The following is an 18,814-nucleotide window of genomic DNA, read 5'->3' as shown; positions in this document are numbered from 1 at the left end:
CCCCGACGCTGCCGCAATCCGACTCGATCCGGAAGGCTGGCGCATGGCCAGCGGCACCGCCGCGTCGCGACGCGGTGTTCATGTACCGTCGGCGCTGTCCGCCAGCACACCGCAGCGCAGCGGCGGCTGCACGCTGCCGGCCGCTTGCGCGTGCATGTCAGCCGGCAGTTCGCGACCGGCCAGCCACGCTGCCACCGCGGTGATGTCGGACTCGCTCAGGCGCCCCGCGACCTCGGCCATGCAATCCGGCGCCACGGTGGCGCGGGTGTGCGTGCGCCAGGCGCCGAGTTGGGCGCTGATGTAGTCGTACGGCAAGCCGACCAGGCCGGGGATGTCGGGCTGCACGCCGGTGAGCTGGCTGCCGTGGCAGCGCTCGCAGGCGGGAATGCCGCGCGCGGGGTCGCCCGCGCTCACCAGTTGCTCGCCACGCTGCAGTGTCGCGGCGGATACCGCGGGCCGCGGCGAGCGCGCGTACGGCACCTGCTGCGCCGCGAAGTACTCGGCGATCTCCCTCAGGTAGGCCGGATCGAGCCCGCGCACGGTGTATTCCATCGGCGCGTACTTGCGCAGGCCGTTCTGGAAATCCTGCAGCTGCCGCACGAGGTAACCGGCCGGCTTGCCGGCAAGGCGCGGGAAGAAGCCGCTGCCGGGCGAACCCTCGCCGTGCACGCCGTGGCAGGTGGTGCAGGCCGCGATGCGCTGCTGCAAGGTGTCAGGCACCGACGGTGCGGGCGACGACGAAGACGTCGCGGGTGCGGCGGCGAACGCCGGCGCCAGCAGCAGCGACAAGACCAGGGACGACAGGCGCCGGGCGGTACGTCCGGCAGCGACACGCGGGGAGCCAGGCATGCGTACATTCATCCGTCGAGTATAGGCAGGTTCACCGCCGTGTCGCGGGTGGACCGGCGGGCTATGCTCTGCCGGCACGACACCATGTCGCACCAGCCGGGGGATGTCATGACGCGCCAACTGTTCGCCCGTTCAGTGCTCGCCATCGCCCTGCTCGCCAGCGCGCCGCTGTGCGCGCAGCAGCATGACGACGATGCCTATGCGTCCATCGCCCAGCTGCAGCAGCGCATGGATGCCGGCAACCTGAGCAGCAAGGCGCTGACGCAGGATTTCCTCGACCGCATCCAGCACACCGACCGCAGCGGCCCGAACCTGCGTGCGGTGCTGGAAACCAATCCCGACGCCTTGCAGATCGCCGGCACGCTGGACAAGAAACGCCGGAAGACGCGTGGCCCGCTGTACGGCATCCCGGTGCTGCTGAAGGACAACATCGACACCGGCGACCGCGAACGCACCACCGCCGGCTCGCTGGCGCTGGCCGGCGCGCCCGCGTCGCGCGACGCGACCGTGGTGGCGAAGCTGCGCAAGGCCGGCGCGGTGATCCTCGGCAAGACCAATCTCAGCGAATGGGCCAGCTTCCGCTCCAACCATTCCAGCAGTGGCTGGAGCGGCATGGGCGGGCAGACGAAGAATCCGTATGCGCTGGACCGCAATCCCTGCGGCTCCAGCGCGGGCTCCGGCGCTGCGGTGGCGGCCGGGCTCGCCACGGTGGCGATCGGCACCGAGACCGACGGCTCGATCATCTGCCCCGCCTCGATGAACGGCATCGTGGGCATCAAGCCCACGCTGGGCCTGGTGAGCCGCGCCGGCATCGTGCCGATCAGCCACAACCAGGACACCGCCGGCCCGATGGCGCGCGACGTGGCCGACGCCGCCGCCCTACTCTCGGTGATCGCCGGCAGCGACCCGCACGACCCGGCCACGGTGGAGGCCGACAAGCACGCCACCGACTACACGAAGTTCCTCGACCCGAACGGCCTCAAGGGCAAGCGCATCGGCGTGGCGCGCGAGCTGGCCGGCAACGAACCGAATGCCGACCGCGTGCTCGATGCGGCGATCGCCACGATGAAGGCGCAGGGCGCGATCATCGTCGACCCCGTGCAGCTGCCGCACCTGAGCGAGCTGGGGGCCCCGGAGATGACGGTGCTGCTGTACGACTTCAAGCACGACATCAACGCCTACCTCGCCACGCGTACCGGCCTCGCCGCGCACACGCTGGCCGACCTGATCGCCTTCGACACGGCGCACGCCGCCCAGGAAATGCCGTGGTTCGGGCAGGAGCTGTTCGAGCAGGCCGAGGCGAAGGGGCCGCTGACCGACCAGGCGTACCTCGATGCGCTGGCCAAGGCGAAACGGCTGGCCGGCCCGGAAGGCATCGACGCCGCACTCGAGTCGCAGCACCTCGACGCCTTGCTGGCGCCGTCCTGGGGCCCCGCCTTCATGACCGACCTCGTGCTGGGTGACCACATCGTCAGCGGCGATCCCACCATCGGCGGCGCCTCGCAGCCGGCGGCGATGGCGGGCTATCCCTCGATCACCGTGCCCGCCGGCTGGGCGCACGGCCTGCCGGTGGGCATCGTGCTGTTCGGCGCGAAGTGGAGCGAGCCGACACTCATCTCGATTGCCTACGGCTACGAACAACACACGCACGCATGGCAGCCGCCGAAATTCCTCGACACGGTGGGCGGCAAGCCGGTGGCGCCACGCTGACCGCGGCCGTGGCTAGGCTCACTCTGCCAACAACGGTGTCGCCTTCGTCGCCTGCTTGATCCACCGCGAACGCACGAACAGCAGGGCTACCATTGCCAAGTAGCCTGCGGCCACCTGCGCCAGCATGACCCGCCAAGTCGCCGGAATCGACTGCAACTTGATCGCCCCATACAGGGTTGCCAACGCCTGCACGAGCATCCAGTAGGGATATACCGTGAGAAAGCGGGCGATCTTCGCATTCGGGCAGGTCAGCGCAAACGTTGCCAAAAATGGCCCGGTCGCCGCTAGCGCCGCAATCAGCAAAGTATCGCCGCTCATCGCCGCGCATTTCGCCAGAGGGCCGCTGTCGCAAAACATCAACATGATCAGCGAGAGACCCATTCCGAGAAGCAGCGGAGCATACGCAGCCATGGCGCTCATCACGAGCAAGACCACCTCAATGAATCGCACCTTCTTCGATAACATCACTGAAGCCATCTTTCCTCCTTGAGCTTTCGCTTCGATCAAGCCGCCAGAGTTATCGCGGGCAAGGTACGCCCCAATGTCAACCAGACAATGAAGCTGTCGACTTGCGCACGATCAGCATCGCCAGCTCCAGCGACTGCTCGTAGTTGAGGCGCGGATCGACCATCGACTTGTAGGCGCGTTCGAGGTCGGCCTCGGAGAGTCCGCGCGCACCGCCGGTGCATTCGGTGACGTCCTCGCCGGTCAGTTCCAGGTGCACGCCGCCCAGCCGGGTGCCGGCAGCGGCGTGGATGTCGAAAGCCTGGTCCAGCTCGCCGCGGATGTTGTCGAAGCGGCGGGTCTTGTAACCGTTGGCGGTGCTCTCGGTGTTGCCGTGCATGGGATCGGCCACCCACAGCACGCGTCGCCCTTCGCGCTGCACCGCCCGCAGCAGCGGCGGCAGCGCTTCGGCGATCTTCGCGTGGCCCATGCGGTGGACCAGGGTCAGCCGGCCCGGTTCGTCCTGCGGATTCAGCGCGTCGATCAACGGCAGCAGTTGCTCGGCGGTGACCGAGGGACCGACCTTCACCGCGATCGGGTTGCGGATGCCGCGGAAGTACTCCACGTGTGCGCCGTCCAGCGCCGCGGTACGCATGCCGATCCACGGGAAGTGAGTGGACAGGTTGAACCAGCCCGGATGCCGCGGCACCTGGCGGGTCATCGCCTCCTCGTAATGCAGCAGCAGCGCCTCGTGCGAGGTGAAGAAATCCACCTTGGTGAAGCCGGCGATCGGCCCGGCCAGGGTCTCCATGAAGCGCAGCGAATCGCCGATGCCTGCCACCATGCGGCGGTACTCGGCGGCCAGCGGCGAGTGCTCGACCCAGGCCAGATCCCAATACTCGGGGTGATGCAGGTCGGCGAAGCCGCCGTCGATGAGCGCCCGCACGAAGTTCATCGTCAGCGCGGAATGCGCATGGGCACGGATCAGCCGCTGCGGATCGGCACGCCGCGCCACGGCGGTGAATTCAGGGCCGTTGACCACGTCGCCGCGGAAGCTGGGCAGGGTCACGCCGTCGCGCGTCTCGCTGTCGGTCGAACGCGGCTTGGCGTATTGGCCGGCGAAACGCCCCACCCGCAGCACCGGCTGCTTCAGCCCGTGCACCAGCACCAGGCTCATCTGCAGCAGCACCTTGAGCCGGTTAGAGATGATCGGACTGCTGCAGTCGGCGAAGCTTTCCGCGCAATCGCCGCCCTGCAACAGGAAGCGCCGCCCCTCCTGCGCCTCGGCCAGCGCCTGCTTCAACGCCAGCACCTCCCACGAGGTCACCAGCGGCGGCAGCCCGGCCAGCTGCGTGGTGGCCTCGGCCAGTTCGGCGGCGTCCTCGTACTGCGGCTGCTGCAGCGCCGTACGCTGCTGCCACGACGACGGCGTCCAGTCCGCCACGAACACGCTTGGCGTGGCGTTGTTCATCGCCGCGTCGCCGTCGGGCGGCGCGCACCGGCCAGCACCGCCCACAGTCCCAGCAGCACGAACCAGATCAGCGACCACCACGGCATCGACAGGCCCAGGATAGGTTGCACCGCGGCACATTCGCCGGAGCCGCTGAGCACCTTCAGCAGCACGCGGACCAGGCCGCCGTTGCTCGCGCGGGTTTCCAGCAGGTAACCCAGCGGCGCGCCACAGCTCGGCACCTGGCCGGGCGGCAGCGACTGGATCCAAAGGTGGCGCGCGGCGATGCCGATGCCGACCAGCGCAACCAGCACCAGCAGCCCCACGTAGACCCAGCGGCCCCCGCCGCGCGGCGCGTGCAGGCCGCCGACCAGGAACACCAGGCCCAACCCGATGAACACCACGCGCTGCAGGATGCACAGCGGGCACGGGTCCATCTGCAGCACGTACTGCGCGTACAGCGCGAAACCGATCAGGCCGGCGCAGACGAGGAAGCCGGCGAGCAGGCTGACGCGGAACGACCAACGCAAGGGATTCATGGGGAATACGGCAGGGAGCGAAGACAAGACATTAACCGCTTGCCGGCGGGCTGTCAGCATCGGCTTATCGACCGCCTGTCGCACAAACGAAAACCCCGGTCAGCTGCCTGACCGGGGTTTTCGTTTGGACGTCTGGATGTCCGACTGCGACGGCGCTTACTCGGCGTCGGCGGCCTCGGCAGCCTGCGGGCGGCCGACCAGCTCGACATACGCCATCGGGGCGTTGTCGCCGTCGCGGAAGCCGCACTTCAGGATGCGCAGGTAGCCGCCGGGGCGCTCGCGGTAACGCGGGCCCAGCTCGACGAACAGCTTGCCCACCGCTTCCTTGTCGCGCAGACGCGCGAACGCAAGGCGGCGATTGGCGACGCCGTCGGTCTTGGCCAGCGTGATCAGCGGCTCGGCGACGCGGCGCAGTTCCTTGGCCTTCGGCAGGGTGGTACGGATCAGCTCGTGCTTGAACAGCGACGAAGCCATGTTCTTGAACATCGCTTCACGGTGGGCGCTGGTGCGGTTGAGCTTGCGACCGGATTTCATGTGGCGCATGGCGGAATACTCTCTACAGGTCTGTTGTTATGAAAAGCCGGCGATTGTGTCCAGCTTCCCGCGGTTGCCCGCTGATGAGGCCCTTGGTGATACGGGCTTCTATTCAGAGTGCGGCCATGGATGGCCGCTTCTGGCGCCCGGCGACAACACACGACATGTGCCCACCGAACGCGCATGGCGTAGCGATCATGGACGATCGCAAAAATTACGCCGCGGCCATGGGTGGCCGCTTTTGACGTTCGGCCAAGGCGCTATGCACGCCTTGGCCGATGTCTCGCTACACAGCGATCAGGGACGATCGCACTAGTAACTCATCAACCCAACTGCATGCCGTGGGAAAGACCGGCCGGCGGCCAGTTCTCCAGCTTCATGCCCAAGGCCAGACCGCGCGAGCCGAGGACGTCCTTGATCTCGGTGAGCGACTTCTTGCCCAGATTCGGCGTCTTCAGCAGCTCGACCTCGGTCTTCTGCACCAGGTCGCCGATGTAGTAGATGCTCTCGGCCTTCAGGCAGTTCGCCGAACGCACGGTGAGCTCCAGATCGTCGATCGGGCGCAGCAGCAGCGGGTCGAAACCGCTCTTCTCGGCCTTGTCGGTGGCGCTCTCGCGACGCGAGAAATCGCCGAACACCGACAGCTGGTCGTTGATGATCTCGGCCGCCTTGCGCACCGCGTCCTCGGCACCGATGGTGCCGTTGGTCTCGATGTCCAGCACCAGCTTGTCGAGGTTGGTGCGCTGCTCGACGCGAGCCGCGTCCACTTCGTAGGCCACGCGCAGCACCGGCGCGAACGACGCGTCGAGCTGCAGACGGCCGATCGGACGCGCCTCGTCGTCTGGATGGATGCGCGAGCTGGCCGGCTGGTAACCCACGCCGCGACGCACCTTCAGGCGCATGTTGAGCGCGATGTCCTTGGTCAGGTGGCAGATCACGTGCTCGGGGTTGATGATTTCCACCGAGTGGTCGACGACGATGTCGCCGGCCGTGACCACGCCCTTGCCCTTCTTGGACAGGGTGAGGGTGACCTCGTCGCCGGTGTGCTGGCGGATCGCCACATCCTTGAGGTTCAGCAGGACTTCGATCACGTCCTCCTGCAGGCCCTCGAGGGTGGTGTATTCGTGCAGCACGCCGTCGATCTCGACCTCGACGATGGCGCTGCCGGGGATCGAGGAAAGCAACACGCGACGCAGCGCGTTGCCCAGGGTGTGACCGAAGCCACGCTCGAGCGGCTCGACCACCACCTTGGCGCGATTGGCTCCGAGCTGTTCGACGCTGAGGCCGCGTGGCCGCAGCACGCTAGTTGACGAAACTGCCATGCAGAGCTCCGGTGATTACTTCGAGTAAAGCTCGACGATCAATGCTTCATTGATGTCGGACGGCAGGTCGCCGCGATCCGGCACCGTCTTGAACGTGCCTTCGAATTTCTTGCTGTCGACCTCGACCCAACCCGGACGCAGGTCCATGGTGTCGAACACGGTCGCCGCTTCCTGCACGCGCAGCTGGCTGCGGGCACGCTCGGTCAGCGCGATCGCGTCGCCCGGCTTGACCTGGTAGGAAGGGATGTTGACCTTCTTGCCGTTGACCAGGATCGCCTTGTGGGCGACCAGCTGGCGGGCCTGGGCGCGGGTGACCGCGAAACCCATGCGGTAGACGACGTTGTCCAGGCGGCTTTCGAGCAGGCGCAGCAGGTTCTCGCCGGTGTTGCCCTTGAGGGTCGACGCCTTCGAGTAGTAGTTGCTGAACTGGCGCTCGAGCACGCCGTAGATGCGCTTGACCTTCTGCTTCTCGCGCAGCTGGACGGCGTAGTCGGACATGCGCATGCGCTTGTTCGCGCCATGCTGGCCGGGCTTGTTCTCCAGCTTGCACTTGGAGTCGATCGCGCGTGCCGGGCTCTTGAGGCTCAGGTCGGCGCCTTCGCGGCGGGCGAGCTTGCAGGTAGCTCCACGATAACGTGCCATGGTTGTGCTCCTTAGACTCGACGCTTCTTGGGGGGACGGCAGCCGTTGTGCGGAATCGGCGTGACGTCGATGATGTTGAGCACCTTGTAACCCAAGGCGTTCAGCGAACGCACGGCCGACTCACGACCCGGGCCCGGGCCCTTGATGCGCACTTCCACGGTCTTCACGCCGTAGTCGCCGGCGGCACGACCGGCCTTCTCGGCGGCGACCTGGGCGGCGAACGGGGTCGACTTGCGCGAACCGCGGAAACCCGCGCCGCCGGCAGTCGCCCACGACAGAGCGTTGCCCTGCCGATCGGTGATGGTGACGATCGTGTTGTTGAAGGAGGCCTGCACGTGGGCCACGGCATCCGTGACAACGCGCTTGATCTTCTTCTTGGTCTTGACTGGCTTTGCCATGTGCGTAGTTACCTAATTACTTCTTGATGGCGCGACGCGGGCCCTTGCGGGTGCGTGCGTTGGTACGCGTGCGCTGGCCGCGCACCGGCAGGCCGCGACGATGGCGCAGACCGCGATAGCAGCCCAGATCCATCAGGCGCTTGATCGCCATGCCCACTTCGCGGCGCAGGTCGCCTTCCACGACATACTTGGCGATTTCCGCGCGAAGCTTTTCCACTTCGCCTTCACTCAGCGACTTGATCTGGGTGGTGGGAACCACGCCAGCGTCCGCACAGACCTTCTTGGCCCGGCTGCGGCCGATGCCGAAAATGCTCTGCAGGCCAACCCAGACATGCTTCTGGACCGGCAAATTGACACCCGCGATGCGCGCCATGATGTACTTTCTCCGATGCGTTTCGTGCGCGGTAAACGCGCAATTCTATCTTGAATCAACTTGTCAGGAAAGCCCTGCGGCGCCCAACGCCGCCCGGCCCTCCGGGTTTTCGACCCATCTCCCGCGCCCAGCAGCCACTAGTTGCGGCGGAGATTGGCCTTCTTGAGCAAACTTTCGTACTGGTGGCTGACCAGATGCGCCTGCACCTGGGCCGTGAAATCCATCACCACGACCACCACGATCAGCAGCGAGGTGCCGCCGAAATAGAACGGCACGTGCCAGAACTTCTGCATGAACGACGGCACCAGGCAGACCAGCACCAGGTACAGCGCGCCGACGCCGGTCAAACGGGTCATCACGCCATCGATGTAGCTGGCCGTGGCGCGACCCGGACGGATGCCCGGAATCAGCGCGCCGGAACGCTTGAGGTTGTCCGCCGTCTCGTCCGCGTTGAACACGATCGCGGTGTAGAAGAACGCGAAGCCGATCACCAGCACCGAATAGACGATGTCGTACAGCGGCTCACCCGGATTCAGCGCCTGGGTCAGGTCCTGCAGCCAGCGTGCCTGGTGGCCGGTGCCGAACCAGCTCACCGCGGTGGCCGGGAACATCAGCAGGCTGGACGCGAAGATCGGCGGGATCACGCCCGACATGTTGATCTTCAGCGGCAGGTTCGAGCTCTGGTTCTGGTAAGCCCGCTGGCCGCCGGAACGCCGCGCATAGTTGACGGTTATCCGCCGCTGCGCGCGCTCCATGAACACACAGAACGCGGTGACACCCAGCACGATCGCGAACACGATCAGCAGCATCAGCACCGACAGCTCGCCGTTGCTGGACATGCCCAGGGTGTGCACCACCGCGCCCGGCAGGCCCGCCACGATGCCGGCGAAGATCAGCAGCGAGATGCCGTTGCCGATCCCGCGCTCGGTCATCTGCTCGCCCAGCCACATCAGGAACATGGTGCCGGCAGTCAAGCCCACCACCGAGGCCAGCACGAAGCCGAAGCCCGGGGTGTACACCACCGGCGCACCGCCCGCCGCGACCTGCTTCTGCAGCGCCACCGCGATGCCGAAGGACTGGAACAGCGCCAGACCTACGGTGCCGATGCGCGTGTACATCGTCATCTTGCGCTTGCCGGACTCGCCTTCCTTGCGCAGCGCCTGCAGGCTCGGGATCACCGAACCCATCATCTGGATCACGATGGACGCCGAGATGTACGGGATCACGCCCAGCGCGAACACCGAGAAGCGCGCCAGCGCACCGCCCGAGAACATGTTGAACATGTCCATCAGGCCGTTGCCGTTGACCAGGTTGCTCATCGCGTCGGGGTTCACGCCCGGCACGGGGATGAACGAACCGAGACGGAACACCACCAGCGCACCGATCACGAAGAAGATGCGCTGACGCAGTTCGGTCAGTTTGCCGAGCTTGCCGAGTGCGTTGCCGTTGGCCTTGGCCACGCGATTACTCCACGCTGCCGCCGGCCGCCTCGATGGCTGCCTTGGCGCCGGCCGTGGCCAGCAGACCCGACAACTTCACCGCACGACCGATTTCGCCCTTCAGCACCACTTTCACCTTCTTGGCGTTGCTGTCGATCAGGCCGGCCTGGTGCAGCACGATGGCGTCGATCACGTCGACCTTGAGGCTGGCCAGCTGGTACAGGAACACCTGCTGGCTCTCGGCCTTCAGCTTGGAACGGAAGCCGACCTTGGGCAGGCGACGCTGCAGCGGCATCTGGCCGCCTTCGAAACCGTACTTGTGGGTGCCGCCGGCGCGGGCGTGCTGACCCTTGTGGCCGCGACCGGCCGTCTTGCCGAGGCCGGAACCGATGCCGCGACCGACGCGCAGCTTGGTCTTGCGCGAACCAGCGGCGGGCTTGATGTCGTTGAGACGCATGATGATTACTCCTCGACCCGGACCAGGTAGTAGACCGTGTTGATCAGGCCACGCACCTGCGGGCTGTCCTTCAGCTCACGGACATCGTTGGTCTTGTTCAGGCCCAGCGCCTTGACGCTGAGACGATGCCGCGCCTGCACGCCACGCAGGCCCTTCACCAAGCGCACGCGCACGGTGCCGGCGGTTTCGTTCTTCTTAGCCATTGCCAAGCACCTCGTCCACGGTCTTGCCACGCTTGGCGGCGATCTGCTTCGGCGAGGCAACCGCCTGCAGGCCCTTGATGGTGGCGCGCACCAGGTTGATCGGGTTGCGCGAACCGACCGCCTTGGCCAGCACGTTCTTCACGCCCACCACTTCCAGCACCGCGCGCATGGCGCCGCCGGCGATCACGCCGGTACCTTCGGAGGCCGGCTGCATGTAGACGCGGGCCGCGCCGTGGTTGGCCTTGATGGCGTACCACAGGGTGCCGTTGTTCAAGTCGATGCTCACCATCTGGCGGCGGGCACGCTCCATCGCCTTGGAGATGGCGACCGGCACTTCACGCGCCTTGCCATAGCCGAAGCCAACCTTGCCCTCGCCGTCACCGACCACGGTCAGCGCGGTGAAGCTCATCTGGCGGCCACCCTTCACGGTCTTGGCCACGCGGTTGACGGCAATCAGCTTTTCCAGCAGGCCGTCGGAATTTTCGCGATCGTTGGAAGACATTTCTCGATTCCGTGTGCCCGGACCATCCGGGACTTTTGCTTGCGGCTGCGCCGCTTGTTGTTGTGTGTCGCTGATGGAGGACGGGATTCGAGGAATCCCGCCCCGATCGTCAGAACTTCAGGCCGGCCTCGCGGGCCGCATCGGCCAGCGCCTTGATGCGACCGTGGAAGCGGAAGCCGGAGCGGTCGAACGCCACCGACTCCACGCCGGCAGCCAGCGCACGCTCGGCAACAGCCTTACCCACCGCAGCAGCGGCCTCGAGATTCTTGGTGCCCTTCAGGCCTTCGGCCACCGACTTCTGCACGGTGGAGGCAGCTGCCACCACGTTCTGGCCGTCGGCGGCGAACACCTGGGCGTAGAGGTGCTGGCCGGTGCGGTGCACCGACAGACGCGCCACGCCGAGCTTGCGGATGTGCGAGCGCGTGGACTTGGCGCGACGCAGGCGGGATTCGTTCTTGTTCATCGTCATGTTCCTCGAAAGCGGATCGGCTTACGCCTTCTTTGCTTCCTTCAGGGTGATCTTCTCGCCGGCATAGCGCACGCCCTTGCCCTTGTAGGGCTCCGGCGCGCGGAAGGCGCGGATCTTGGCGGCCACTTGGCCCACCACCTGCTTGTCGGCACCCTTGATGAGGATTTCCGTCTGCGTAGGGGTTTCCAGCGTGACGCCGGCCGGCGCCTCGAACACCACCGGGTGCGAGAAGCCCAGGCTCAGGTTCAGCGACTTGCCGGCCATGGATGCGCGGTAACCCACGCCGACCAGCTCCAGCTTGCGCTCGTAACCCTCGGACACGCCCTTGACCATGTTGGCCAGCAACGCGCGTGCGGTGCCGCCGAACTTGTCGTCGGCGCCTTCGGCCAGCTGGATGTTGACGGCTTCGCCGTCCACCTTGACCGACACGCCAGGCAGCGCATGGATGGCCAGGGTGCCCTTCGGGCCTTTCACGGAAATGCCGTCGGCCGCAGCCTTCAGCTCCACGCCCTTCGGCAGGTTGATCGTCTTCTTGGCAACACGTGACATCGTCGGCTCCTTAGGCGACCTGGCCGATGACTTCGCCGCCCAGGCCCTTGGAGCGAGCCTGTGCGTCGGTCAACAGACCGGCGGACGTCGAGATGATCGAGATGCCCAGACCGCCGAGCACCTTCGGCAGTTCATCCTTGCCGCGGTAGATGCGCAGGCCGGAACGGCTGACGCGGGAGATGGACTCGATGGCCGGACGGCCTTCGAAATACTTCAGCTTGAGCTCGAGCACCGGCTTGCCCTCCGCCTGGGAGGACTGCGCGTCGAGAATGTAGCCTTCGTTCTTGAGAAGGTTGGCGATCGCCACCTTCAGCTTGGACGACGGCATGCGTACCGTCGGCTTGCCCATCAGCTGGGCATTGCGGACACGCGTAAACATGTCGGCGATGGGATCAGTCATGCTCATGAAAACATCCTTCAGAGTGCACCGATATCCGATAAAACCGGAAATCTTCTAGATTGTGATGCCGACAAGGCGTCAGCCTGCGTTGCGCAGACCGCCGACTATAGCAGCTTTTTCCGGCCTTGCGAATACCGGCGCTGGTGTGCGCCGACGACGGCAGCCCTCAAAGACTGTCGCCGCATCGGGTCGGGCGGGGCCCGCCCTGCCCCAGCTAGGGTCTTACCAGCTGGCCTTGCGCAGGCCGGGCACGTCGCCGCGCATGGTGGCTTCGCGCAGCTTGTTGCGGCCGAGGTTGAACTTGGCGTACACGGCGCGCGGACGGCCGGTCAGCGCGCAACGGGTGCGCTGGCGGGTCGGGCTGGCGTCGCGCGGCAGCTTCTGCAGCTTGCTCTGCGCTTCCATCTTCTCCTCGTAGGAGGCGGTGGGGCTCAGCACGATCGCCTTCAGTTCGGCGCGCTTGGCGGCGTACTTCTGGACGAGCTTGGTCCGCTTGATGTCGCGGTTGACCATCGAGGTCTTTGCCATGTGTTAATGCTCTCTTTTGAAAAGTCCGGCCATGGATGGCCGGTTTTTCTCGATCACGGATGATCGTTTAGTTACGGAACGGGAAGCTGAAGGCTTCCAGCAGCGCCTTGGCCTCGGCGTCGGTCTTCGCCGTGGTGGTGATGGCGATGTCCATGCCGCGCATCGCGTCGACCGCGTCGAAGTCGATTTCCGGGAAGATGATCTGTTCCTTGATGCCGAAGTTGAAGTTGCCACGGCCGTCGAAGGCGCGGCCCGAGACGCCGCGGAAGTCGCGGACGCGAGGCAGCGAGATGTTGATCAGGCGATCCAGGAACTCGAACATCTGCGCGCGGCGCAGGGTGACCTTGCAGCCGATCGGCCAGCCGTCGCGGATCTTGAACGAGGCCACGGAAACGCGCGCCTTGGTCGTGATCGGCTTCTGGCCCGAGATCTTCGCCATGTCGGCCACGGCGTTCTCGAGGATCTTCTTGTTGCCGGCCGCTTCGCCCACGCCCATGTTCAGCGTGATCTTGGTGATGCGGGGAACCTGCATCACGTTCTGGTAGCCGAACTTCTCGGTGAGCTTCGGCACTACCTGCTCTTTGTAAAACGTCTCAAGGCGCGTCATGTCATTAATCCTTACGCGTCCACGACCTCGCCAGTCGAACGGAACACGCGGACCTTGCGCCCATCAGCGAGCGTCTTGGTGCCAACGCGTTCACCCTTGTTCGAGGCGGGGTTGAACAGCTGCACATTGGAGAGATGGATCGAGGCTTCACGCTCGACGATGCCGCCGGCCTGGTTGGCCTGCGGATTCGGCTTGGTGTGGCGCTTGACCAGGTTCACGTTCGAGACGTAAACGCGGTCGTCCGCGACACGCAGCACTTCGCCGCGCTGGCCCTTGTTCTTGCCGGTGATCACGAGGACCTGATCACCCTTGCGGATACGGTTCATGTTCTTGACTCCGCTCAGAGCACTTCGGGCGCGAGCGAGACGATCTTCATGAACTTCTCGCTGCGCAGCTCGCGGGTGACCGGCCCGAAGATACGGGTGCCGATCGGCTCGAGCTTGTTGTTGAGGAGCACCGCTGCATTGCCGTCGAAACGGATCAGCGAGCCATCGGGACGGCGCACACCCTTGGCGGTACGGACCACCACGGCGTTGTACACCTCGCCCTTCTTCACCTTGCCGCGGGGGATGGCATCCTTCACGGTGACCTTGATCACGTCACCGATCGCGGCGTAACGGCGCTTGGAGCCGCCGAGCACCTTGATGCACATCAGTTCCTTGGCGCCGCTGTTGTCCGCCGCGGAGAGCGTGCTTTGCATCTGGATCATGTCTGCACCCTCCTATTAGACAGCCGCGCGGACGACGATTTCGACCACGCGGTGATGCTTGGTCTTGGACAGCGGACGGCACTCGGCGATGCGCACCAGGTCGCCCTCGTTCGCGCCGAGGTCGTCCTGCGCGTGCAGCTTGGTCGACCGGCGCACGATCTTGCCCAGCAGGCCATGCTGCACCTGGCGCTCGATCAGGACGGTGACCGTCTTGTCCATCTTGTTGCTGATGACGCGGCCCTCGAGGGTGCGCGCCTGCTTCTGGTTGTCGCTCATCTCGGCGCTCCCTTACTTCTTCGCGCCGAGCACGAACTTCGTGCGGGCGATGTCACGCCGGACGCGGCGCAGCTGATGCGGCTGGCTGAGCTGGCCGGCACCCTTCTGCATGCGCAGGTTGAACTGCTCCTTGCGCAGGTCCAGCAGGTGCGACTTCAGCTCGTCGGCCGACTTGGTTGTCAGATCTTTGATGGCCATCACATCACCGCCCGGGTCACGAACTGGGTCTGCACCGAGAGCTTGGCAGCGGCCAGGCGGAACGCCTCGCGCGCCGACGTTTCGTCGATGCCTTCGATTTCATATAGCATGCGACCGGGCTGGATCGGGGCGACCCAGAACTCCACGCCGCCCTTGCCGGCGCCCATACGCACTTCGATCGGCTTCTTGGTGATCGGCTTGTCCGGGAACACGCGGATCCACAACTTGCCGCCACGCTTCACGAAGCGGGTGATGCAACGGCGGCCGGCCTCGATCTGGCGCGCAGTGAGCGCACCATGGGTGGTCGCCTTCAGGCCGAACTCGCCGAAGCTAACGAGGTTGGCGCACTGCGCCAGACCGTCGTTGCGGCCCTTGAACTGCTTGCGGAATTTGGTTCGCTTGGGTTGCAACATGGCAACTCTCCTTACTTCGCCGCGCGCTCGCGACGGCCTTCGCCATCACGGTCACGACGCGGTTCACGGTCACGACGGCCTTCGCCACCCTCGCGGCGCGACGGCGCCGGGGACTCGTCCTTGGGCTCCTGGCCGATCTGGGTCACGTCGAAGATCTCGCCCTTGTAGACCCACACCTTGATGCCGATGATGCCGTACTGCGTCTTGGCCTCGGCGGTGCCATAGTCGATGTCGGCACGCAGGGTATGCAGCGGCACGCGACCTTCGCGCGCCCACTCGGAGCGAGCGATCTCGGCGCCGTTCAGACGGCCGGAGACGTTGATCTTGATGCCCAGCGCGCCCAGGCGCATCGCGTTGCCCACCGAGCGCTTCATCGCGCGGCGGAACATGATGCGGCGTTCCAGCTGCTGCGCGATCGACTCGGCCACCAGCTGGGCGTCGAGCTCGGGCTTGCGCACTTCGTTGACGTTGATGTGCGTCGGGACGCCCATCAGGTCGCTGACTTCCTTGCGCAGCTTCTCGATGTCCTCGCCCTTCTTGCCGATCACCACGCCCGGGCGGGCGGTGTGGATCGTCACGCGCGCGGTCTTGGCCGGACGCTCGATCTGGATCTTCGAGATGCCGGCGGCAGCCAGCTTCTTCTTCAGCATCTCGCGGACCTTGATGTCCGCCACGAGATACTTCGCGTAGTCGCCCTTGTTGGCGTACCACTTGGCGTTCCAGTCCTTGGCGATGCCGAGGCGGATACCGGTGGGATGAACTTTATGACCCATCGTCTTCTCCTCTTACTCGCCGACGACCACGGTGATGTGGCTGGTGCGCTTCAGGATGCGCGAACCGCGACCCTTGGCCCGGGCATACATGCGCTTCATCGCCGGACCTTCGTCCACGAAGATGCGCGCGACCTTCAGCTCGTCGACATCGGCGCCGAGGTTGTTCTCGGCGTTGGCGACGGCCGACAGCAGCACCTTGCGGACAAGGGTTGCGGCCTTCTTGTTGGTGAACTGGAGCACGTCGCTGGCTCGGCCCACGGGCATGCCGCGGACCAGGTCAGCCACCAGGCGTGCCTTCTGCGCCGAAATGCGGGCGCTGCGCAGGATCGCTTTGGCTTCGGTGCTCATCACTTGCCCTTCTTGTCGCCGACGTGGCCCTTGAAGGTACGCGTCACCGCGAACTCGCCGAGCTTGTGCCCGACCATGTTCTCGTTGACGAGCACCGGCACGTGCTGGCGGCCGTTGTGGATGGCGATGGTCAGGCCCACCATTTCGGGCAGGATCATCGAGCGGCGCGACCAGGTCTTGATCGGACGCTTGTTGTTGGCGGAAACCGCGGCTTCCACCTTCTTGGCGAGGTGAAGGTCGACGAACGGACCTTTCTTCAGAGAGCGTGGCATGTCGGGTTCCTGTTACTTGCGGCGACGCACGATGAACTGCTGCGTGCGCTTGTTGTTGCGGGTCTTGTAACCCTTGGTCGGCGTGCCCCACGGGCTGACCGGATGACGGCCGCCGGAGGTACGGCCTTCACCACCGCCGTGCGGATGGTCGACCGGGTTCATCACCACGCCGCGCACGGTCGGGCGGATGCCCAGCCAGCGCTTGGCGCCGGCCTTGCCGAGCTTCTTCAGGCTGTGCTCGCCGTTGCCGACCTCGCCGATCGTGGCGCGGCACTCGACCGGCACACGGCGCATTTCGCCGGAACGCAGGCGCAGCGTGGCGTAGCCGGACTCGCGGGCCACCAGCTGCACCGAGGCGCCGGCGGAACGGGCGATCTGCGCACCCTTGCCCGGCTTCATCTCGATGCAGTGGATGGTGGAACCCACCGGGATGCTGCGCAGCTGCAGGCAGTTGCCGGCCTTGATCGGCGCGTCGTGGCCGGACAGCAGGCGGTCGCCCACCTGCACGCCCTTCGGCGCGATGATGTAGCGGCGCTCGCCGTCGGCGTAGCAGAGCAACGCGATGTGCGCGGTGCGGTTCGGATCGTACTCGATGCGCTCGACCTTGGCGGCAATGCCTTCCTTGTCGCGCTTGAAGTCGATGATGCGGTAATGCTGCTTGTGACCGCCGCCGCGATGACGCGTGGTGATGCGACCGAAGTGGTTGCGGCCGCCGGTCTTGGACTGCGCCTCGGTCAACGCCGCGTGCGGCGCGCCCTTGTGCAGGCCTTCCGTGCGGACGCTGACCGCGTCACGGCGACCCGGCGAGGTCGGCTTGTGGGTGATTAGTGCCATCTCGAAGAACTCCTGGCTCAGGCCTTGGCCGACACGTCGATGGACTGGCCATCGGCGAGACGCACATAAGCCTTGCGCTTGCCCTGGCGGCTGCCAGCGCGGAAACGGAAGGACTTGACCTTGCCCTTGCTGTTGACGAGGTTCACCTGCTCGACCTTGACGTCGAACATCTGCTCCACCGCCGCACGGACATCGGCCTTGGTCGCCTCGGGGGCCACCACGAAAACGTATTGGTTGTGCTCGCCGACGCGAGCCGACTTCTCGGAGATGTGCGGCGCGCGCAGCGTGTCGAGAATGCGTTCGTTGCTCATGCCAGCCACTCCTCGATCTTTTTCACGGCATCGACGGTCATGACGATGTGGTCGGAACCGACCAGACTGACCGGATTCAGCGCCATCACGTCCAGCACATGCAGGTACGGGATGTTGCGCCCGGCCAGGTACAGCGCCTCGCTGGCATCCTCGGAAACCAGCAGCACGCGACCGGACACCTCGAGTTCGGCGAGCTTGGCAATCATCGCCTTGGTCTTGGGTTGGTCGACGCCGAAGCTCTCGACCACCTTGATGCGACCCTGGCGGTTCAGTTCGGCCAGGATCGAGCGGATCGCCACGCGATAGGCCTTGCGGTTGACCTTCTGCTCGAAGCTGCGCGGCTTCGCGGCAAACGTCACGCCGCCGCCCACGAAGATCGGGGCGCGGTAGTCACCGTGACGGGCGCCGCCGCCCTTCTGCTTCTTGAACTTCTTGGTGGTGCCCGACATCTCGCCACGCGACAGCTGCGCCTTGGTGCCGGCGCGAGCGCCGGCCTGGTACGCAACCACCACCTGGTGGATCAGGGCCTGCTTGAACTCGCCGCCGAACACTTCGTCCGACACGCTGAGCGGCTTGGCGCCAATGACATTCAGTTCCATGGCGTCTCTCCTCAACCCTTGGTGGTCGGACGGATCACGACGTCGCCACCGGTCGCACCGGGGACAGCGCCCTTCACCGCGATCAGATGACGCTCGGCGTCGACCTTGACCACTTCCAGACCCTGCTGGGTACGATTCACGTTACCCATCTGGCCGGACATCTTCTTGCCGGGAAACACGCGACCCGGCGTCTGACGCTGGCCGATCGAACCCGGCGCGCGGTGCGACAGCGAGTTGCCGTGCGTCGCGTCGCCCATCTTGAAGTTCCAGCGCTTGATGGTGCCCTGGAAGCCCTTGCCCTTCGAGACGCCGGCGACGTCGACGATCTGGCCGACCGAGAACACCTCCTCGGCCTTGATCTCCGCGCCCACGCTGTACTTGCCGAGATCCTCGGCGGCCACGCGGAACTCCCACAAGCCGCGGCCCGGCTCCACCTTGGCCTTGGCGTAATGGCCCTTCAGCGGCGCCGTCAGCAGGCTGGCGCGCTTCACGCCCGCCGCGACCTGCACCGCGCTGTAGCCATCATTGTCTTCCGTCTTCAGCTGGGTGACGCGATTCGGGGTGGCCTCGATAAGGGTCACCGGAATCGAACGCCCGTCTTCAGTGAAGAGCCGGCTCATGCCGCACTTGCGGCCTACCAGTCCGATACTCATCTTCGTATCCTGT

Annotated in this window: 31 protein-coding genes; 1 reads left to right on the top strand and 30 read right to left on the bottom strand. The window is 65.7% G+C overall.

Features of this window, described 5'->3' with window-relative positions:
• Positions 1–78: 78 nt before the first annotated feature.
• The gene (locus B0E52_RS02295) at positions 79–849 is read right to left on the bottom strand and encodes a c-type cytochrome (RefSeq protein ID WP_139351552.1); all 771 of its coding nucleotides are present in this window, start codon (positions 847–849) and stop codon (positions 79–81) included.
• A 108-nt stretch (positions 850–957) separates the two neighbouring features.
• On the opposite strand from B0E52_RS02295, the gene B0E52_RS02290 reads away from it, so the two are divergent.
• Complete coding sequence (locus B0E52_RS02290) at positions 958–2,559, top strand: amidase (RefSeq protein WP_077481350.1); 1,602 nt, start codon at positions 958–960, stop codon at positions 2,557–2,559.
• A gap of 18 nt (positions 2,560–2,577) precedes the next feature.
• Here B0E52_RS02290 and B0E52_RS02285 read toward each other — a convergent pair whose 3' ends face one another.
• From B0E52_RS02285 to rplC, 29 genes are all read right to left on the bottom strand, one after another.
• Positions 2,578–3,036: a hypothetical protein gene (locus tag B0E52_RS02285; protein ID WP_139351551.1), complete on the bottom strand. Its 459-nt coding sequence runs from the start codon at positions 3,034–3,036 to the stop codon at positions 2,578–2,580.
• 67 nt (positions 3,037–3,103) lie between these two features.
• On the bottom strand, positions 3,104–4,474 hold the full coding sequence (locus B0E52_RS02280; RefSeq protein ID WP_077481422.1) for a 3-deoxy-7-phosphoheptulonate synthase class II: 1,371 nt from the start codon (positions 4,472–4,474) through the stop codon (positions 3,104–3,106).
• The gene (locus B0E52_RS02275; protein WP_077481346.1) at positions 4,471–4,992 is read right to left on the bottom strand and encodes a disulfide bond formation protein B; all 522 of its coding nucleotides are present in this window, start codon (positions 4,990–4,992) and stop codon (positions 4,471–4,473) included. The genes B0E52_RS02280 and B0E52_RS02275 overlap by 4 nt, the downstream gene beginning before the upstream one ends.
• Positions 4,993–5,148: 156 nt before the next feature.
• On the bottom strand, positions 5,149–5,535 hold the full coding sequence (rplQ, locus tag B0E52_RS02270; RefSeq protein WP_077481344.1) for a 50S ribosomal protein L17: 387 nt from the start codon (positions 5,533–5,535) through the stop codon (positions 5,149–5,151).
• A 314-nt stretch (positions 5,536–5,849) separates the two neighbouring features.
• The gene (gene rpoA, locus B0E52_RS02265; RefSeq protein WP_077481342.1) at positions 5,850–6,848 is read right to left on the bottom strand and encodes a DNA-directed RNA polymerase subunit alpha; all 999 of its coding nucleotides are present in this window, start codon (positions 6,846–6,848) and stop codon (positions 5,850–5,852) included.
• Positions 6,849–6,863: 15 nt separating this feature from the next.
• Positions 6,864–7,490: a 30S ribosomal protein S4 gene (gene rpsD / locus B0E52_RS02260; protein WP_077481340.1), complete on the bottom strand. Its 627-nt coding sequence runs from the start codon at positions 7,488–7,490 to the stop codon at positions 6,864–6,866.
• 11 nt (positions 7,491–7,501) lie between these two features.
• Positions 7,502–7,888, bottom strand: a complete 387-nt coding sequence (gene rpsK / locus B0E52_RS02255; RefSeq protein WP_007513384.1) for a 30S ribosomal protein S11 — start codon at positions 7,886–7,888, stop codon at positions 7,502–7,504.
• Positions 7,889–7,904: 16 nt separating this feature from the next.
• Complete coding sequence (gene rpsM / locus B0E52_RS02250; RefSeq protein WP_077481338.1) at positions 7,905–8,261, bottom strand: 30S ribosomal protein S13; 357 nt, start codon at positions 8,259–8,261, stop codon at positions 7,905–7,907.
• Between the two features lie 137 nt (positions 8,262–8,398).
• Entirely contained in the window at positions 8,399–9,721 is a 1,323-nt protein-coding gene (secY, locus tag B0E52_RS02245; RefSeq protein WP_077481336.1) for a preprotein translocase subunit SecY, read from the bottom strand.
• 4 nt (positions 9,722–9,725) lie between these two features.
• Positions 9,726–10,163, bottom strand: coding sequence for a 50S ribosomal protein L15 (gene rplO / locus B0E52_RS02240; protein WP_217316652.1), 438 nt, complete (start codon positions 10,161–10,163; stop codon positions 9,726–9,728).
• Positions 10,163–10,360 (bottom strand): 50S ribosomal protein L30, encoded by a 198-nt coding sequence (rpmD, locus tag B0E52_RS02235; RefSeq protein ID WP_077481332.1) that lies wholly within the window; start codon positions 10,358–10,360, stop codon positions 10,163–10,165. The genes rplO and rpmD overlap by 1 nt, the downstream gene beginning before the upstream one ends.
• Entirely contained in the window at positions 10,353–10,862 is a 510-nt protein-coding gene (gene rpsE, locus B0E52_RS02230; RefSeq protein ID WP_077481330.1) for a 30S ribosomal protein S5, read from the bottom strand. The genes rpmD and rpsE overlap by 8 nt, the downstream gene beginning before the upstream one ends.
• 109 nt (positions 10,863–10,971) lie before the next feature.
• Positions 10,972–11,331: a 50S ribosomal protein L18 gene (gene rplR / locus B0E52_RS02225; protein ID WP_174575530.1), complete on the bottom strand. Its 360-nt coding sequence runs from the start codon at positions 11,329–11,331 to the stop codon at positions 10,972–10,974.
• Positions 11,332–11,352: 21 nt separating this feature from the next.
• Complete coding sequence (gene rplF / locus B0E52_RS02220; protein ID WP_077481328.1) at positions 11,353–11,880, bottom strand: 50S ribosomal protein L6; 528 nt, start codon at positions 11,878–11,880, stop codon at positions 11,353–11,355.
• 10 nt (positions 11,881–11,890) lie between these two features.
• A complete protein-coding gene (rpsH, locus tag B0E52_RS02215; RefSeq protein ID WP_077481326.1) occupies positions 11,891–12,286 on the bottom strand; it encodes a 30S ribosomal protein S8 in 396 nt (131 codons plus the stop codon).
• A 216-nt stretch (positions 12,287–12,502) separates the two neighbouring features.
• On the bottom strand, positions 12,503–12,808 hold the full coding sequence (gene rpsN / locus B0E52_RS02210; protein ID WP_077481324.1) for a 30S ribosomal protein S14: 306 nt from the start codon (positions 12,806–12,808) through the stop codon (positions 12,503–12,505).
• 67 nt (positions 12,809–12,875) lie between these two features.
• On the bottom strand, positions 12,876–13,415 hold the full coding sequence (gene rplE, locus B0E52_RS02205) for a 50S ribosomal protein L5 (protein WP_077481322.1): 540 nt from the start codon (positions 13,413–13,415) through the stop codon (positions 12,876–12,878).
• 11 nt (positions 13,416–13,426) lie between these two features.
• Positions 13,427–13,741, bottom strand: a complete 315-nt coding sequence (gene rplX / locus B0E52_RS02200; protein ID WP_077481320.1) for a 50S ribosomal protein L24 — start codon at positions 13,739–13,741, stop codon at positions 13,427–13,429.
• A gap of 14 nt (positions 13,742–13,755) precedes the next feature.
• Entirely contained in the window at positions 13,756–14,124 is a 369-nt protein-coding gene (rplN, locus tag B0E52_RS02195) for a 50S ribosomal protein L14 (RefSeq protein WP_007513359.1), read from the bottom strand.
• Between the two features lie 15 nt (positions 14,125–14,139).
• A complete protein-coding gene (gene rpsQ, locus B0E52_RS02190; RefSeq protein ID WP_077481318.1) occupies positions 14,140–14,400 on the bottom strand; it encodes a 30S ribosomal protein S17 in 261 nt (86 codons plus the stop codon).
• Between the two features lie 12 nt (positions 14,401–14,412).
• On the bottom strand, positions 14,413–14,598 hold the full coding sequence (rpmC, locus tag B0E52_RS02185; RefSeq protein ID WP_077481316.1) for a 50S ribosomal protein L29: 186 nt from the start codon (positions 14,596–14,598) through the stop codon (positions 14,413–14,415).
• Positions 14,598–15,011, bottom strand: coding sequence for a 50S ribosomal protein L16 (rplP, locus tag B0E52_RS02180; RefSeq protein ID WP_077481314.1), 414 nt, complete (start codon positions 15,009–15,011; stop codon positions 14,598–14,600). Before rplP ends, rpmC begins: the two co-directional genes overlap by 1 nt.
• Before the next feature lie 11 nt (positions 15,012–15,022).
• A complete protein-coding gene (gene rpsC, locus B0E52_RS02175; protein WP_077481312.1) occupies positions 15,023–15,784 on the bottom strand; it encodes a 30S ribosomal protein S3 in 762 nt (253 codons plus the stop codon).
• A 12-nt stretch (positions 15,785–15,796) separates the two neighbouring features.
• Positions 15,797–16,132, bottom strand: coding sequence for a 50S ribosomal protein L22 (gene rplV, locus B0E52_RS02170; RefSeq protein ID WP_077481310.1), 336 nt, complete (start codon positions 16,130–16,132; stop codon positions 15,797–15,799).
• Complete coding sequence (rpsS, locus tag B0E52_RS02165; RefSeq protein ID WP_077481308.1) at positions 16,132–16,404, bottom strand: 30S ribosomal protein S19; 273 nt, start codon at positions 16,402–16,404, stop codon at positions 16,132–16,134. The genes rplV and rpsS overlap by 1 nt, the downstream gene beginning before the upstream one ends.
• A gap of 12 nt (positions 16,405–16,416) precedes the next feature.
• Entirely contained in the window at positions 16,417–17,238 is an 822-nt protein-coding gene (gene rplB, locus B0E52_RS02160) for a 50S ribosomal protein L2 (protein WP_077481304.1), read from the bottom strand.
• Positions 17,239–17,255: 17 nt separating this feature from the next.
• Positions 17,256–17,549, bottom strand: coding sequence for a 50S ribosomal protein L23 (gene rplW, locus B0E52_RS02155; RefSeq protein WP_077481302.1), 294 nt, complete (start codon positions 17,547–17,549; stop codon positions 17,256–17,258).
• The gene (rplD, locus tag B0E52_RS02150) at positions 17,546–18,148 is read right to left on the bottom strand and encodes a 50S ribosomal protein L4 (RefSeq protein WP_077481300.1); all 603 of its coding nucleotides are present in this window, start codon (positions 18,146–18,148) and stop codon (positions 17,546–17,548) included. The genes rplW and rplD overlap by 4 nt, the downstream gene beginning before the upstream one ends.
• Before the next feature lie 11 nt (positions 18,149–18,159).
• Positions 18,160–18,801, bottom strand: a complete 642-nt coding sequence (gene rplC / locus B0E52_RS02145; protein WP_077481298.1) for a 50S ribosomal protein L3 — start codon at positions 18,799–18,801, stop codon at positions 18,160–18,162.
• Positions 18,802–18,814: the final 13 nt, after the last annotated feature.

This window comes from Rhodanobacter sp. C06 (assembly GCF_002001105.1).
In the GTDB taxonomy this organism is placed as follows: domain Bacteria; phylum Pseudomonadota; class Gammaproteobacteria; order Xanthomonadales; family Rhodanobacteraceae; genus Rhodanobacter_A.
The sequence above is the reverse complement of the archived record's forward strand: the minus strand, read 5'-3'. Positions and strand labels throughout refer to the sequence as shown.